Source organism: Morganella sp. B601, assembly GCF_051172335.1.
GTDB classification, from domain to species: domain Bacteria; phylum Pseudomonadota; class Gammaproteobacteria; order Enterobacterales; family Enterobacteriaceae; genus Morganella; species Morganella morganii.
In genome coordinates, this window is the sequence record NZ_JBPIZE010000006.1 from 99,096 (window position 1) to 113,606 (window position 14,511).

Sequence of the window (14,511 nt, forward strand, 5' to 3'; positions counted from 1 at the left end):
CAGTTATAAAATAAATAAAAACCACCTGTATAATTTATACAGATGGCTTTCAGACAGTAACTAACTTAATTAAATTCTTTTGGATCCGGCCCTAAGCGGGTACCTGAATCGAGAGACTGAATCTGTGAGAGTTCTTCTTTCTCCAGACGGAAATCAAAGACATCAAAGTTTTCCTGAATCCGTGAAGGTGTGACTGATTTTGGTATCACAATCAATCCGCGATCCAGATGCCAGCGAATCACTATCTGTGCCGGGGTTTTCTGATATTTTGCCGCTAACGCCTGAATAACATCAGTATCAAAAACGCCGTTACCGCCCTGTGCCAGGGGACTCCAGGATTCAGTGTGAATGGAATGGGTCGCATTCCAGGCCTGAAGCTCGCGCTGTTGCAGCAGTGGATGCAGTTCAATCTGATTGAGTACCGGTGCCACGCCGGTTTTGTGGATAATGCGCTGCAAATGGCCGATATCAAAATTACAGACACCGATACTGCGGGTCAGTCCGGATTTCTGTAATTCAATCAACTGCTCCCAGGCGGAGACATAATGGTCTTCTGCCGGTGCAGGCCAGTGGATCAGATACAAATCCACATAATCGAGCTGTAACTTTTTCAGGCTCGCTTCCAGCGCTTTACCGGCATGTTGCTGATCGCTGTTCCACAGTTTGGTGGTAATAAACAACTCGTCGCGGGGAACGGTGGTCGCTTTCAGTCCTTCACCGACACCTTCCTCGTTCTGATAAATCGCGGCAGTATCAATCAGCCGGTAACCGGTTTCGAGTGCGGTCTGCACAGCAGAGCCGACCACGTCGTTCCCGGCTTTCCAGACACCCAGCCCCAGTTGCGGCATTAAGTGTCCGTCAGATAAGGTAACTAATGCAGGTTTGTTCATGTGGCCTCCAATCAGTGTTTATGGTGTATCAGACGGCAGCCCGGTAGATCCGTTCACTGACTTCCGGTGTGATGTCCTGGTGTTCACCCAGTGCGGTCTGGCCGTGTTCAGTGAGCTTGGCAACCAGTTTGGGAATGCCGCTGTCATCAATCTGGTAATCAGAGAAACGGGTTTTCACGCCCAGCTCTTCGAAGAAAATACGGGTCGCTTCAATGGCGCACTCAATCCGGCTCTCTTCCGAACCGTCTGTCAGATGCCAGACACGCTCAGCGTACTGTAATAATTTTTCGCGCTTGGTTTTGCGTTTTTCCCGCAGCAGTGCCGGTAACACAATCGCCAGTGTCTGCGCGTGATCCAGCCCGTAGAGTGCGGTAATTTCATGGCCCAGCGCGTGGGTTGCCCAGTCCTGCGGCACACCGGCACCAATCAGCCCGCTCAGCGCCTGGGTGGCGGCCCACATCACATTGGCACGGCTGTCATAATCTTCCGGATTTGCCAGCACTTTCGGGCCTTCCTCAATCAGTGTCAGCAGAATACCTTCTGCAAACCGATCCTGAATTTTGGCATTCACCGGATACGTCAGATACTGCTCGAGGGTATGAATAAAGGCATCGACCACGCCGTTGGCTGTCTGGCGCGGCGGCAGAGTGTAAGTGGTCTGCGGATCAAGAATGGCGCACTTCGGATGCACCAGCGGGTGCCCGAATGACTGTTTATCCCCGGTTTCACGGCGGCTGACCACAGAAAAACAGTTGGTTTCAGAGCCGGTGGCCGGAAGTGTCAGCACACAGGCAATCGGCAGTGCACTGCGGATATTGCGGCCTCCGGTAGTGATGATATCCCACGGGTCGCCCGGATAATTCACCGCAGCGGCAATAAACTTGGTGCCGTCGATAACAGACCCGCCGCCGACCGCCAGCAGATAGCTGATGTCATGCTCACGGATATACGCAATCGCTTTTACCAGCGTTTCATAGGCCGGGTTCGGCTCGATACCTGAAAATTCATGAACATCATAACCGTCCAGGGCAGTCAGTACCTGCTCGTAAACACCGTTACGCTTAATACTGCCACCGCCGTACAACATCAGTACTTTGGCATCTTTCGGGATTTCACTGCTGAGTTTGGCGATTTGGCCTTTGCCGAAACGAATTTTTGTCGGGGTGAAAAGAGTGAAGTTGTTCATTATTTCTCCGGGTAAGATTAGGAAAAATGAAGCGGATAACCATTAAGTGTAGTGTAAATCAGGGCGGGCGTGGTGGCGAACCGGATTGTGCTTTCCGGCACGCCGGCAGCAAAAAGGCTCCCGCAGGAGCCCTTATCTTATTTCTTATGGACGCGGTGGCGTCTGCGGTTGAGCAGGGCGCGACGTCTGCGGTAGTGGCGGATTAACAGATACAGGGATGCCACGATACCGACAATCAGGAAAAAGACCGGGATCAGCAGCAGTGCGGTCATTACAGTTTTTTCGTGTGCTTTGACAAACGGGATCTGATTGAGCACATAACCGAAGGTGGTAATAATTGCCACCCAGAGGAATCCGCTCAGCCAGTTAAAGAACTGGAAACGGCGGTTCGGCAGCGAGGAGAGACCGGCCAGCATCGGCAGCAGAGTACGGACAAAACCGAGGAAGCGGCCGATAAGCAGGGCATACAGGCCGTGGCGGTTAAACAGCACTTCGGCTTTCTGATGGTAACTTTTCGGGATCTGCGTCATCCAGCGCCTGACGGTTTTGGTATCACTCAGCCAGCGCCCCTGAACAAAACCCAGCCAGCTGCCGATACCGGCGGCAGCGGTCAGAATAGCCAGTGTCGGCAGGAAATCCATCACGCCCTTCGCAATCAGTGCGCCTGACAAAATAAGCAGGGTATCCCCGGGCAGAAACGCAGTGGGCAGAATGCCGTTCTCCAGCACAATAACAGTGAAGAGGATAGCGTAAACCAGCCAGAGGACTTCGGGATTAGAGAGTGTGGCAAAATCGTGAGACCAGAGCGCACTCACAATCTCTGATAAACTAGACATTAGATTTCCTGTAAAACGAGATCCGGAACAACGGTACAGACAGTGTATCGCAAAAATTGCTCACCCGTTTGATTTGATCGGGTTTTTCTTCCGATTCACTGACGGTATAAAGGGAGGTTGGTGAATCATGTTCCTGTGTGCATTTTTTGTGCGTTGTATCTGTGGTGATCCCGGACGGATGACTGAAAACCCTTAGCATTCCGTGTGAAATTTTCCGCCGGAATCGCATTTTTTTGGTAAACGGTAATGATAATTACTATCAAATTGTTCAGGGTTTGGTATGATCAGCGGGTTTCGTTTTTTGGGTAGCGATGAATAACACGATTTATTTTTTGCTGAGAAAGAGTTCATAACAAAAGAGAGTTGAAGGCCAACTGATGCGTAATTTGACCGTTTCTGTGCTATTGGCATTATGTTTAACCGGCAGTGCATTCGCAGATAACACTGCAGCTGTCACACCAGCGACAACAACACCTGTCACCGCGCCGGCAGCAACCGCCGGTCAGCCTGCTCAGACGCCTGAACCACCGGCGGCCCCGGTATCCGCGACAGAGGTTCCTGTTCAGGAAATCAGCGCAGCACCGGCAGACGGTAACCGTGGCTTTGCGGCTGAGCTGTCTGTGATTTCCATGTATCAGGGCGCGGATGTTATTGTTAAATCGGTTATGATCGGCCTTATTATCGCCTCAGTGATTACCTGGTCCATTTTCTTTGCCAAGGGCGCTGATCTTATCGCTTCCCGCCGCCGTATCCGCCGTGAAGCGGCAGCAATCAAAGATGCCCGCTCGCTGGATGAAGCGGCTGCGATTGCCGATACATTCGGGAAAAAGAGTGTCACCCGGATGTTGGTGCTTGATGCGGTAACTGAGCGGACTGCATCAGAAAAAAGCCGTGATCTGAGCGGCATCAAAGACCGTGTGGCATTTCGCCAGGAGCGTATCGTTGCCGGTGTTGCCCGTCATATGGGACGCGGTAACGGCTATCTGGCCACTATCGGGGCTATTTCACCGTTTGTCGGCCTGTTTGGTACCGTATGGGGTATCATGAACAGCTTTATCGGCATCGCCCACTCACAGACCACCAACCTCGCGGTTGTGGCGCCCGGGATTGCAGAAGCACTGCTGGCAACGGCACTGGGTCTGGTCGCAGCAATCCCTGCGGTCGTGATCTACAACATCTTTGCCCGTATGATTTCCGCTTACCGTGGTGACCTGGGTGATACCGCAGCACACACTATTTTATGGCTGGGCCGTGATCTCGACCTGGCAGACAGCAAAGCAGGGTAATATCTGATGGCAATGCGTCTTAACGAAGAGTCGGATGACAGCGGCGAATTGCATGAAATTAACGTCACACCTTTTATTGATGTGATGTTGGTTCTGCTGATCATCTTTATGGTGGCCGCACCGCTGGCGACCGTTGATATTAAAGTGAATCTGCCTGCCTCAACGGCAAAACCACAGCCGCGTCCGGAAAAACCGGTCTTCCTGACAGTGAAAGCGGATAACCAACTGCTGGTGGGCGAGCAGGAAGTCACGAAAGAAACACTGGCTCAGATCCTGGATCAGACCACGGAATCCAATAAGGAAACCACGATCTTTTTCCAGGCAGATAAAACAGTCGATTATGAAACGCTTATGGGCATTATGGATGCTCTGCGCAAAGCGGGATATCTGAAAGTCGGGTTAGTGGGTATGGAGTCTGCGGAGAAATAATCATCTGCAGCCTGAAATGAAAAAAGCCGTTCATGATGAACGGCTTTTTTGTTGCCACTCTCTGATGGCTTCAGCGCGGCGGCGGGTGAGTTCCGCTTTGATGTCCGCACCTTTAAAACCGGCCTCAATCACCGGTTTGACGGCAACCTGCTGTGCAAGCGCGAAGGCCTCAGCCAGTAACTGCCCCTGCGGATAATCTGCTGCGTCAGGCGCAACCCGGCTGCGGTGATCTGCTTCGCAAAGGATAGCCAACTGAGTGATGCGATCCGGCTTGCGCCAGGCATCCAGTGAATCAAACAGGGCAATGATATTGTCTGCGGCCAGATGGCTGATATCATGAACAGTCCGGTAATCGCGGGTGGTAAGCAGAGCCAGATCCCGTGCCGGATTCGGCACCCGCAGGCGCTCAGACATCTTCTGAATTGCGGCTGTTCCTTCGGCGATACTGTGACAGCTCAGGTAAAGGCACAGCGCGGCAAAGCGGATATCTGTGCTGTCAGTCAGAAGCACTGTCCGGCGCAGGAGTGCGGCGGTCAGGATGTCATAGCCTGTCTGCCCGTCAGTGGTGCAGAACAGGGCTTCCAGCTCCGGAAACAGCACCGCCAGTGCACCACAATCACGCAGTACCGCAAAATAGATATCCGGGCACGGGCTGTTCAGGGCTTTTTCTGTCTCTTTCCAGACCCGCTCCGCCGTCAGATGGGCAAGCTCTCCCTGCTGTGTGATAGCAGACATCAGTGCCAGAGTTTCCGGTGCAATAACAAATCCCTGCGGGGCGAAACGGGCAGCAAAGCGCGCCACGCGCAGCACGCGCAGCGGATCTTCCGTAAACGCCGCAGAAACATGGCGGAGCACCCGGTTTTTCAGGTCATCTGCCCCGTGATACGGGTCATGCAGTGTGCCGTCAGATGATTGGGCAATAGCATTGATGGTCAGATCCCGGCGCTGTAAATCGTCTTCCAGCGTAACATCCGGCGCACTGTAACAGGCAAACCCGGTATATCCGGCCCCGGTTTTCCGCTCTGTTCGTGCCAGCGCATACTCCTCCCGGGTATCCGGATGGAGAAATACCGGGAAATCACGCCCGACCTGCTGATAGCCGCGCGCCAGCATCATCTCCGGGGTGGCACCGACAACCACCCAGTCTCTGTCCGAGACAGGCAGACCCAGCAGGGCATCGCGGACTGCGCCGCCGACCAGATAAATATCCACGCGTTTCTCCGTACTGCGGTTACTGTGAGGCTCAGTTCATCCAGCGATCTTTTTTCTTGCGGCGCGGGATCATATGCGGGAGCAGCAGACCCAGCAGCAGACCGGCACCGGCTACGCCGCCGCCGTACATAAACCATTGCAGGATAATATCGCGCTGTTTGTCATCCAACTGCACACTGATGGCATCCAGTTTTTTCTTTGCGACCACAACCTGATTACGCAGGCTGTCATTCTCTTTTTTCAGGTTATTAATGATATCATCACTGGCGGCCACACGGTTTTGCATGTCCGCCGTTTTGTCGTTCCAGGTGCCGTCGATATTGGCGAGTTTGCCGCGTAGTGTTTTAATTTCTTCTTCCATGGCCGGAACGCGTTCTTTCAGGCTTGGTGTGGTGCTCAGCAGCTCTTTCGGTAACCAGACATCGCGGTTTTTGCTGTCACGGACACGGACAAAACCGCTCTCATTATTCACATCAAGAACGGTGACTTTTTCTCCGGAATTAAGTGAGCCGGCAATGCGGTAGCGGTTGCTCGGACCGCTGTGAACATAGGTGGAGAGGTCATCAGAGACATAACGGATTTCTTCAGCATGGGCGGTAATGCTGACGGTTGCTGCAAACAGCAAAGGGAGTAAGGCGAGTTTTTTCATCGTCATAAGCTTTATCAATCGTTGGTTATGAATAGCATACTAATGAGTTAAGTGTGCGGGTGCAAACGTTAAACAGCCATGAGATTACTCTTAACAACGGAATAAATGACGGGATAAAGTGGATAAACAGCGAAAAATCCGGCTAATTATAACAAACGAGTGTCATCTTTATCACGAATGCAGGGTCAGACTGACGATAAATAACGGTATAAGATTACGGGAATGTCTATGAGCGATTACGAAACAGAACTGAAATTTGCGGTAAAACGGGAAGCCATCACGGCGGTGATCGCCGCGCTGACCGCCTTTCCTCATCAGCATTTTCGTGCTGTCCGCCTGACCAACAGCTATTTTGAAACAGCTGACGACACACTGCGGCAGTGGGATATGGGACTGCGGATCCGGGGATGTGACACCGAATATGAAATGACCCTGAAAACTGCCGGAAATGATATCGGCGGTTTGCATCAGCGTCCCGAATATAATATTCCGCTCTCCAGCCCGGAACTGGATTTAGCGGCACTGCCTGCTGATGTCTGGCCGCCGGAAACGGATGTCGCGGCGCTGCAGTCATCACTGCAGGCCCGTTTTACCACGGATTTCGCCCGTGAAAAGTGGCTGCTGACGGTCAATCACAGTGTGGTGGAAGCGGTGCTGGATCAGGGCAGTGTGGTTGCCGGTGAGGCAGAATGTCCTATTTGCGAATTTGAGATGGAGCTGAAAGAGGGGACAGCCGCTGATTTGCTGACAGCCGCCAAAGCCCTGGCGGAATTGCCGGGGCTGCGCCTTGCCGGGCGCAGCAAAGCGGCACGCGGCTACTGGCTGTCACAGGGAGCACCGGTACCGGAACTGCCTGAGCTGTTCACAGAGTGGGATCCGCAGACCCCGCTGACCGATGTGGTTGTCCGTCTGATCAAACAGTGGCAGAGCCTGGAAGAAGCCTGGCTGCTGGATGCGGACGGTGCATTACCGGCATTGCAGCAAACCATTTCTCTGCTGCTGACACTGGCGGACCACTATCCCGGCGCAGTGCCTGATTTTGTCCGTGACTGCCCGCTGCCGGAGGTGGCATCGGCACTGGCGGAAGCGGATGCAAAATCTGCGGATGCCTGTTTCAGTCCGGTATGGTTGCAGTGTAAACTGGCTTTCACGCAATGGGTTTTCGCACTGTGGATGGCGGCTCCTGCCATGCCGTAACCGGGTGTTGAGCTGTTATGTGAATCTGATAACAAAAGGAACATTGATGCTGCCGCTGACCCCGATACTCCGGCAAGCCGCTGAGCGGGTAACCGCCCGGCTTGATACCGGACTGGTGCCGTATTCTGAACAGGAAGAGCTGATTTTTGCCGGCAGTGATTTTGTGGCGGAGCAGTGTATCCGCCACCCGGACTGGCTCTCCGCCCTCCGCGACACCCCACCGCAGCCGGATGAATGGCAGGATTATGCCGCCCGGCTGACGGAGATGATGGCGGATGCCGCACAGGAAGAGGATGTGATGCGGGTGCTGCGCTTGTTCCGTTATCAAATGCTGATGCGCATTGCCGTCATGCAGATCCTGCGCCGGAGCACGACAGAAGAGACACTGCGTCAACTCAGTGAACTGGCGGAAGTGCTGATTATCGCCGCCCGTGACTGGCTTTATCAGCGCTGTTGTGCGGACTGGGGCACACCCTGTTCGGCAGACGGCAGCGCAATGCCGCTTCTGATCCTCGGGATGGGGAAACTGGGCGGCGGCGAGCTGAATTTCTCCTCCGATATTGATCTTATTTTTGCTTATCCGGAAAATGGTGTCACACAGGGTGGCCGCCGCGAGCTGGAAAACGCGCAGTTCTTTACCCGCCTGGGACAGAAAATTATCAGAATGCTGGATCACGCCACGGCGGACGGGTTCGTCTACCGCGTGGATATGCGCCTGCGGCCATTCGGCGACAGCGGGCCGCTGGTGTTCAGTTTCTCCGCCCTGGAAGATTATTACCAGGAGCAGGGACGCGACTGGGAACGCTATGCGATGGTCAAAGCGCGTATCCTCGGTCGTGATGATTCTGCTTACAGTGAGACGCTGCGCCGGATGCTGCGTCCGTTTGTTTACCGCCGCTATATCGATTTCAGTGTGATCCAGTCTCTGCGCAATATGAAAGGTATGATTGGCCGTGAAGTCCGGCGGCGCGGGCTGACCAACAATATTAAACTCGGCGCCGGGGGCATCCGGGAAGTGGAGTTTATCACCCAGGTCTTTCAGTTGATCCGCGGCGGACGTGAGCCGGGATTACAGACCCAGTCCCTGCATGCGGCGCTGGCGGAAATTGCCCGTCTGGAGCTGCTCGGTGAGGAGCCGGTTGCGCAGTTGCTGGATGCTTACGCGTATCTGCGGCGGCTGGAAAATCTGCTGCAGGCCATTAATGACAGCCAGACACAGACGCTGCCGGACTCACCGCTGGATCAGGCGCGGCTGGCACAGGGGATGGATTCCGCTTCGTGGGCGGATCTGGAAACAGTGCTGAACAGTAAAATGGCGGCAGTGCACCAGATTTTTACCGATCTTATCGGCGAGGATGATGAGGAAAGTGAGGATGAAACCGCCTTACAGCCGTTTATCTCGCTGTGGGAGAGTGAGCCGGAACTGACTGATATCACCTCTCTGTTTTCCCTGAATGAAGAAGATGCCACTCAGTTTCTTACCGGTTTACAGGGGTTCCGGCAGGATCTCGGCAAACGGACCATCGGGCCGCGCGGACGGGATGTGCTGGATCACCTGCTGCCCAAACTGCTGGCGAAACTGCTGTCCCAGCCGGATGCTCAGCGGGTGTTGCAGCGTCTGACGCCGCTGCTGCTCAGCATTGTCAGCCGGACAACCTATCTGGAGCTGCTGCTGGAATCCGATGTGGTACTGACCCATGTGGTGCGGTTGTGTGCGGCATCCCCGATGATTGCCGTGCAGCTGGCGCGCCATCCGCTGCTGCTTGATGAGTTACTGGATCCGGCCTCACTCTATCAGCCGCTGCCGCTGAATGCGTACCGCGATGAGCTGCGCCAGTATCTGATGCGGGTTCCGGAGGACGATGAGGAGCAGCAGCTTGAGGCACTGCGCCAGTTTAAACAGGCGCAGTTGCTGCGGATTGCGGCGGAAGATATCACCGGTGTGCTGCCGGTGATGAAAGTGAGTGATCACCTTACCTGGCTGGCAGAAGCAATGATCGGCGCTGTGGTGCAGCAGGCGTGGGGGCAGATGGTCAGACGTTACGGCGAGCCTGCGCATCTGACCCGCGACGGGGACAAAGGTTTTGCAGTGATCGGCTATGGTAAGCTGGGCGGCTGGGAGCTGGGTTACAGTTCTGATCTCGACCTGGTGTTTTTGCTGGATTGCCCGGAAGGCACACAAACCACCGGCCCGCGTGAAATCGACGCGCGGCAGTTCTATCTGCGGCTGGCGCAGCGCATTATGCATCTGTTCAGCACCCGCACATCATCCGGCGTGCTGTATGAGGTGGATGCCCGTCTGCGGCCATCCGGGGAAGCCGGGATGCTGGTCAGCACGCTGGAGGCATTTGCGGATTACCAGCAGAACAGCGCCTGGACCTGGGAGCATCAGGCGCTGATCCGTGCCCGTCAGGTGTACGGAGATGAGGCGATTGCCGCCCGCTTTGACAGCATCCGCCGTGATATTTTGTGCCGTCAGCGTGATAACGCACAGCTGAAACTGGATGTCCGTGAGATGCGCGAAAAAATGTATCAGCATCTCGGCAGCCGTGATGACAGCGTGTTTAACATCAAAACCGATCCGGGCGGGATCACGGATATTGAATTTATCGCCCAGTATCTGGTGCTGCGTTTTGCGCCGGAGAATAAAGCGCTGATCCGCTGGTCTGATAATGTCCGTATTTTTGAGCTGATGGCTAATTATGATGTGATGCCGGAAGAGGAGTCACTGCGGCTGACAGCGGCCTATATTATGATGCGCGACAGGCTGCATCATCTTTCTTTGCAGGATAAATCCGGCGTGGTGCCGCTGACGGAATTCGCCGCTGAGCGCGAATTTGTCCGCGCCCGCTGGCAGCACTGGCTCGGGGAATAAGCACCGGCGGCCGCACGCGGATTTTCTGCCCGGCGGCCGGTTTGTGATATTATCAGTAATAATTTCGTTATTCATAAGGTGGAGCAGGGAATGAAAGTAACACTCCCGGATTTTCAGAATGCCGCAGTTTTAGTCGTCGGTGATGTGATGTTAGATCGCTACTGGCACGGGCCGACCAGCCGGATCTCCCCGGAAGCCCCGGTACCGGTGGTGAAAGTCACTGAAATTGAAGAGCGTCCCGGCGGCGCGGCAAACGTGGCCATGAATATCGCGTCTCTGGGGGCAAATTCCCGCCTCGTGGGGCTGACCGGTATTGATGACGCGGCCCGCGCACTGACTGAGCGCCTGAATGATGTGAAAGTCCGCTGTGATTTTGTCGGCCTGCCGACACACCCGACGATCACCAAGCTGCGCGTCTTATCCCGCAGCCAGCAACTGATCCGCCTGGATTTTGAAGAAGGTTTTTCGGATGTCGATCCGCAGCCGATGCTTGAGCGTATCGCACAGGCACTGCCGCACATCGGTGCGCTGGTGCTGTCAGATTATGCCAAAGGCGCACTGGCGCATGTGGAAGAGATGATCGCACTGGCCTGCAAATCCGGTGTACCGATTCTGATCGACCCGAAAGGCACAGATTTTGCCCGTTATCGCGGCGCGACCCTGCTGACACCGAATATGTCAGAGTTTGAGGCTGTGGCCGGGAAATGCACCGATAATGCTGATATCGAAGAAAAAGGGCTGAAAGTTATCCGTGATTTCGATTTGCAGGCACTGCTGGTGACCCGCTCCGAGCAGGGCATGAGCCTGCTGCGTCCGGGGCAGCCTGCCCTGCATCTGCCGACACAGGCGCAGGAAGTGTTTGATGTGACCGGTGCCGGGGACACGGTAATCGGTGTGCTGGCAACCTCGCTGGCCGCCGGGAAAACCCTGGACGAATCCTGTGCGCTGGCCAATGCCGCCGCAGGTGTTGTGGTCGGTAAGCTGGGGACATCCACCGTATCACCGGTTGAGCTGGAAAATGCCGTACGCGGCCGCAGTGATAACGGCTTTGGTGTGATGACTGAAGCAGAACTGCATCAGGCAGTGGCGGATGCCCGTCAGCGCGGCGAGAAAGTGGTGATGACCAACGGCTGTTTTGACATTCTGCACGCCGGGCACGTCTCTTATCTGGCCAACGCCCGCAAACTGGGTGACCGCCTGATTGTGGCAGTGAACAGTGATGCCTCCACCAAACGTCTGAAAGGCGAAAGCCGTCCGGTCAACCCGCTGGATCAGCGGATGATTGTGCTCGGCGCGCTGGGTGCCGTGGACTGGGTGGTACCGTTTGAGGAAGATACGCCGCAGCGTCTGATTGCCTCTGTTCTGCCGGATGTGCTGGTGAAGGGCGGGGATTACCGTCCGGAAGAGATTGCCGGCAGTGAGGAAGTGCTGGCTGCAGGCGGGGAAGTGAAAGTCCTCAATTTTGAGGATGGCATTTCCACCACCAATATCATCAATACGATCAATAAATCAAAGTAACCGGCTGATTATGCAGGAGATACGCACGGCGTATCTCCTGTTGTCATTACTCGCCGCCTTTTTCCGCCAGGCGCGCTTCCAGCTCAGCCAGACGTTTTTCCATCTGCGACAGTTTTTCGCGGGTGCGCAGCAGCACCTGAGTCTGCACATCAAACTCTTCGCGGTTGACTAAATCCAGCTTGCCGAGCTGTGACTGTAAAATGGCACGCATCTTTTTATCGATATCCGCTCCGATCTCCCGCACACCTTTCGGCAGCGCGCTTTGCAGCTGTGTGGCAATCTGTTCAATTTTTTTCGGGTCAATCATGATTTTTCCTTTCTGAGCCGGAGGATCGTTATGCCGCAAATAGTAACCTGTTACGGGATTCTGAACCAGTCTGAGTTCTCATTTTGAGCCTCCGGTAAAAATAACCACTGGCCGGGAAGATTTATCGGGGGTATAGTAATCACGCTATCTCAGGGCGGGGTGAAAGTCCCCACCGGCGGTAAACATTCCATTGCGAATGAAGCCCGCGAGCGCTTCACTACGGTGAAGGTCAGCAGATCCGGTGTAATTCCGGGGCCGACGGTTATAGTCCGGATGGGAGAGAGTCAGCATCAGCCGGGCAATATCCGCCCGTCCGATCGCATATCATCAATTATCTGCACAGGTAAAAACCTGTTGCGGCATGGTTTTATGACATGGCGTTATGATATGTATGCAACTCCTAAGATGCCCTGGTTCTGGTAATCATTTTTAATTACGATGAGGTTTATTTACCATGAATCAGACGCTGTTATCAGATTACGGCAATCCGATTGAACGTGCAGAACGTGCCATTGAAGCTATCCGTCAGGGACGGGGTGTGATGGTACTCGATGATGAAAACCGCGAAAACGAAGGCGACATGGTGTTCGCCGCCGAAACCATCACCGTTGAGCAGATGGCACTGACCATCCGTCACGGCAGCGGTATTGTGTGCCTGTGCCTGACTGACGAACGCCGTCAGCAGCTTGAGCTGCCGATGATGGTGGAGAACAACTCCAGCCAGTTCAAAACCGGCTTTACCGTCACGATTGAAGCCGCACACGGTGTAACCACCGGGGTGTCTGCGGCTGACCGTGTCACCACCATCCGTGCTGCGGTGGCCGATGGCGCTGTTCCGGCAGATCTGAACCGTCCGGGTCACGTATTCCCGCTGCGCGCGCAGAACGGTGGTGTGTTAACCCGCCGCGGTCATACCGAAGCCTCTGTTGACCTGGCGACACTCGCCGGTCTGAAGCCGTACGGTGTGCTGTGTGAACTGACCAACGATGACGGTTCAATGGCCCGCGCACCGGAAGTGATTGTGTTTGCAAAAGCGCATGATATGCCGGTTGTGACGATTGATGACCTGGTGCAGTACCGCGAACAGTTAATGGCGAAAGCGGGCTGACATCACAGACAGGGTCAGTAACTGAACAAGACTGAAATCCTGAGAATGCCGCTGCTGACACAGCGGCATTTTTGTATCCGCACTCCTGTCATATTTTTTGAATAACTTCATCATGATTACCCTGCGTGATAAATCCCGGAATGGCATACACTGATCTCAGTGAACAATTTTTGTGTGAGGTCAGCAATGAAACGATTACCGGCTCTGTTTGCGGGTCACGGCAGCCCGATGAATGTCCTGGAAACCAACCGTTATACCGAAACCTGGCGGCAGCTGGGAGAGGAGATGCCGCGTCCGTCCGCTATTCTGGTGATTTCCGCGCACTGGTATACACAGGGGGCGTGGCTGACATCAGCCACACACCCGCGCACCATCCATGATTTTCGCGGTTTTCCGCCTGCACTGCATGAGACTGAATATCCGGCTCCCGGGTCATCTGCGCTGGTAGCGCGGGTAAAAGATCTGCTCAGTGATGATCATATCGGTGAAGATCACGGCGAATGGGGGTTAGATCACGGCAGCTGGGGGATCTTAGTGAAAATGTATCCGGATGCGGATATCCCGGTGGTGCAGCTCAGCCTCGACGGCAGCAAACCGGCGCAATGGCATTATGATACCGGACGTAAACTGGCGGCACTGCGTGATGAAGGTGTGCTGGTGCTCGGCAGCGGCAATGTGGTGCACAATCTGCGTGAGATGGACTGGCAGAATGCACAGGCCGAACCGTATCCGTGGGCGCTGAGTTTTAATAATTTCGTGCGCGATAACCTGGAGAGTGACACCCGGCCGCATCCGCTGGTGAATGCGCTTGAGCGCGAAGACGGCAAACGGTCGAATCCGTCGCCGGAGCACTATCTGCCGCTGCTCTATATTCTCGGTATGCGGAAGGGCAGCGAGCCGGTCACCGTACCGGTGGATGGTATTGAATCCGGCTCACTGAGCATGCTGACAGTCAAAGTCGGCTGACGATTTCTTGTGTCATAAAAAAATCCCCGGCACATCTGATGTAGCGGGGATT

14 protein-coding genes and 1 riboswitch are annotated in these 14,511 nt (G+C 54.7%); of the genes, 7 read left to right on the top strand and 7 right to left on the bottom strand.

Annotation, left to right across the window (positions count from 1 at the left end):
* Positions 1 to 65 precede the first annotated feature (65 nt).
* The 3 genes from dkgA to ACSBQN_RS15780 all read right to left on the bottom strand — a co-directional run bounded on the left by dkgA (position 66) and on the right by ACSBQN_RS15780 (position 2,912).
* Entirely contained in the window at positions 66 to 890 is an 825-nt protein-coding gene (gene dkgA, locus ACSBQN_RS15770) for a 2,5-didehydrogluconate reductase DkgA (RefSeq protein ID WP_024475003.1), read from the bottom strand.
* A 28-nt stretch (positions 891 to 918) separates the two neighbouring features.
* Complete coding sequence (gene yqhD / locus ACSBQN_RS15775) at positions 919 to 2,076, bottom strand: alcohol dehydrogenase (RefSeq protein WP_024475002.1); 1,158 nt, start codon at positions 2,074 to 2,076, stop codon at positions 919 to 921.
* 137 nt (positions 2,077 to 2,213) lie between these two features.
* Entirely contained in the window at positions 2,214 to 2,912 is a 699-nt protein-coding gene (locus tag ACSBQN_RS15780) for a DedA family protein (protein ID WP_024475001.1), read from the bottom strand.
* Between the two features lie 377 nt (positions 2,913 to 3,289).
* On the opposite strand from ACSBQN_RS15780, the gene exbB reads away from it, so the two are divergent.
* The gene (gene exbB / locus ACSBQN_RS15785) at positions 3,290 to 4,198 is read left to right on the top strand and encodes a tonB-system energizer ExbB (RefSeq protein ID WP_024475000.1); all 909 of its coding nucleotides are present in this window, start codon (positions 3,290 to 3,292) and stop codon (positions 4,196 to 4,198) included.
* Positions 4,199 to 4,204: 6 nt separating this feature from the next.
* Positions 4,205 to 4,627, top strand: a complete 423-nt coding sequence (gene exbD / locus ACSBQN_RS15790; protein ID WP_004237145.1) for a TonB system transport protein ExbD — start codon at positions 4,205 to 4,207, stop codon at positions 4,625 to 4,627.
* A 30-nt stretch (positions 4,628 to 4,657) separates the two neighbouring features.
* Here the strand turns inward: exbD and ACSBQN_RS15795 are convergent, their stop codons facing one another.
* Both ACSBQN_RS15795 and ACSBQN_RS15800 read right to left on the bottom strand, forming a co-directional pair.
* Positions 4,658 to 5,839: a multifunctional CCA addition/repair protein gene (locus ACSBQN_RS15795; RefSeq protein WP_036409259.1), complete on the bottom strand. Its 1,182-nt coding sequence runs from the start codon at positions 5,837 to 5,839 to the stop codon at positions 4,658 to 4,660.
* Positions 5,840 to 5,870: 31 nt separating this feature from the next.
* Positions 5,871 to 6,488, bottom strand: a complete 618-nt coding sequence (locus ACSBQN_RS15800; protein ID WP_024474998.1) for a TIGR04211 family SH3 domain-containing protein — start codon at positions 6,486 to 6,488, stop codon at positions 5,871 to 5,873.
* A 228-nt stretch (positions 6,489 to 6,716) separates the two neighbouring features.
* Between ACSBQN_RS15800 and ACSBQN_RS15805 the strand changes: the two genes are divergently transcribed.
* The 3 genes from ACSBQN_RS15805 (at position 6,717) to hldE (ending at position 12,078) form a co-directional block, all read left to right on the top strand.
* Positions 6,717 to 7,685: an inorganic triphosphatase gene (locus ACSBQN_RS15805; protein ID WP_337137416.1), complete on the top strand. Its 969-nt coding sequence runs from the start codon at positions 6,717 to 6,719 to the stop codon at positions 7,683 to 7,685.
* A gap of 46 nt (positions 7,686 to 7,731) precedes the next feature.
* Positions 7,732 to 10,560, top strand: coding sequence for a bifunctional [glutamate--ammonia ligase]-adenylyl-L-tyrosine phosphorylase/[glutamate--ammonia-ligase] adenylyltransferase (gene glnE / locus ACSBQN_RS15810; RefSeq protein WP_337137417.1), 2,829 nt, complete (start codon positions 7,732 to 7,734; stop codon positions 10,558 to 10,560).
* A 90-nt stretch (positions 10,561 to 10,650) separates the two neighbouring features.
* Positions 10,651 to 12,078 (top strand): bifunctional D-glycero-beta-D-manno-heptose-7-phosphate kinase/D-glycero-beta-D-manno-heptose 1-phosphate adenylyltransferase HldE, encoded by a 1,428-nt coding sequence (gene hldE, locus ACSBQN_RS15815; protein WP_354632954.1) that lies wholly within the window; start codon positions 10,651 to 10,653, stop codon positions 12,076 to 12,078.
* A gap of 46 nt (positions 12,079 to 12,124) precedes the next feature.
* Here the strand turns inward: hldE and ubiK are convergent, their stop codons facing one another.
* Positions 12,125 to 12,385, bottom strand: coding sequence for a ubiquinone biosynthesis accessory factor UbiK (gene ubiK, locus ACSBQN_RS15820; RefSeq protein ID WP_004242156.1), 261 nt, complete (start codon positions 12,383 to 12,385; stop codon positions 12,125 to 12,127).
* Positions 12,386 to 12,526: 141 nt separating this feature from the next.
* Positions 12,527 to 12,672, top strand: a riboswitch (FMN riboswitch).
* Between the two features lie 167 nt (positions 12,673 to 12,839).
* Here ubiK and ribB point away from each other — a divergent pair.
* Positions 12,840 to 13,493, top strand: a complete 654-nt coding sequence (gene ribB / locus ACSBQN_RS15825; RefSeq protein ID WP_004237153.1) for a 3,4-dihydroxy-2-butanone-4-phosphate synthase — start codon at positions 12,840 to 12,842, stop codon at positions 13,491 to 13,493.
* Here the strand turns inward: ribB and ACSBQN_RS15830 are convergent.
* On the bottom strand, positions 13,473 to 13,607 hold the full coding sequence (locus ACSBQN_RS15830) for a hypothetical protein (protein WP_004242158.1): 135 nt from the start codon (positions 13,605 to 13,607) through the stop codon (positions 13,473 to 13,475). The two genes, ribB and ACSBQN_RS15830, sit on opposite strands and share 21 nt — an antisense overlap.
* Before the next feature lie 72 nt (positions 13,608 to 13,679).
* On the opposite strand from ACSBQN_RS15830, the gene ygiD reads away from it, so the two are divergent.
* Positions 13,680 to 14,459, top strand: a complete 780-nt coding sequence (gene ygiD, locus ACSBQN_RS15835; protein WP_220730706.1) for a 4,5-DOPA dioxygenase extradiol — start codon at positions 13,680 to 13,682, stop codon at positions 14,457 to 14,459.
* Positions 14,460 to 14,511: the final 52 nt, after the last annotated feature.

Excerpts from the sequence above, each read along its gene's own strand:
- dkgA (WP_024475003.1), bottom strand. The coding sequence starts at position 890 with ATGAACAAACCTGCATTAGTTACCTTATCTGACGGACACTTAATGCCG.
- yqhD (WP_024475002.1), bottom strand. The coding sequence starts at position 2,076 with ATGAACAACTTCACTCTTTTCACCCCGACAAAAATTCGTTTCGGCAAA.
- ACSBQN_RS15780 (WP_024475001.1), bottom strand. The coding sequence starts at position 2,912 with ATGTCTAGTTTATCAGAGATTGTGAGTGCGCTCTGGTCTCACGATTTT.
- exbB (WP_024475000.1), top strand. The coding sequence starts at position 3,290 with ATGCGTAATTTGACCGTTTCTGTGCTATTGGCATTATGTTTAACCGGC.
- exbD (WP_004237145.1), top strand. The coding sequence starts at position 4,205 with ATGGCAATGCGTCTTAACGAAGAGTCGGATGACAGCGGCGAATTGCAT.
- ACSBQN_RS15800 (WP_024474998.1), bottom strand. The coding sequence starts at position 6,488 with ATGAAAAAACTCGCCTTACTCCCTTTGCTGTTTGCAGCAACCGTCAGC.
- ACSBQN_RS15805 (WP_337137416.1), top strand. The coding sequence starts at position 6,717 with ATGAGCGATTACGAAACAGAACTGAAATTTGCGGTAAAACGGGAAGCC.
- glnE (WP_337137417.1), top strand. The coding sequence starts at position 7,732 with ATGCTGCCGCTGACCCCGATACTCCGGCAAGCCGCTGAGCGGGTAACC.
- hldE (WP_354632954.1), top strand. The coding sequence starts at position 10,651 with ATGAAAGTAACACTCCCGGATTTTCAGAATGCCGCAGTTTTAGTCGTC.
- ubiK (WP_004242156.1), bottom strand. The coding sequence starts at position 12,385 with ATGATTGACCCGAAAAAAATTGAACAGATTGCCACACAGCTGCAAAGC.
- ribB (WP_004237153.1), top strand. The coding sequence starts at position 12,840 with ATGAATCAGACGCTGTTATCAGATTACGGCAATCCGATTGAACGTGCA.
- ACSBQN_RS15830 (WP_004242158.1), bottom strand. The coding sequence starts at position 13,607 with ATGATGAAGTTATTCAAAAAATATGACAGGAGTGCGGATACAAAAATG.
- ygiD (WP_220730706.1), top strand. The coding sequence starts at position 13,680 with ATGAAACGATTACCGGCTCTGTTTGCGGGTCACGGCAGCCCGATGAAT.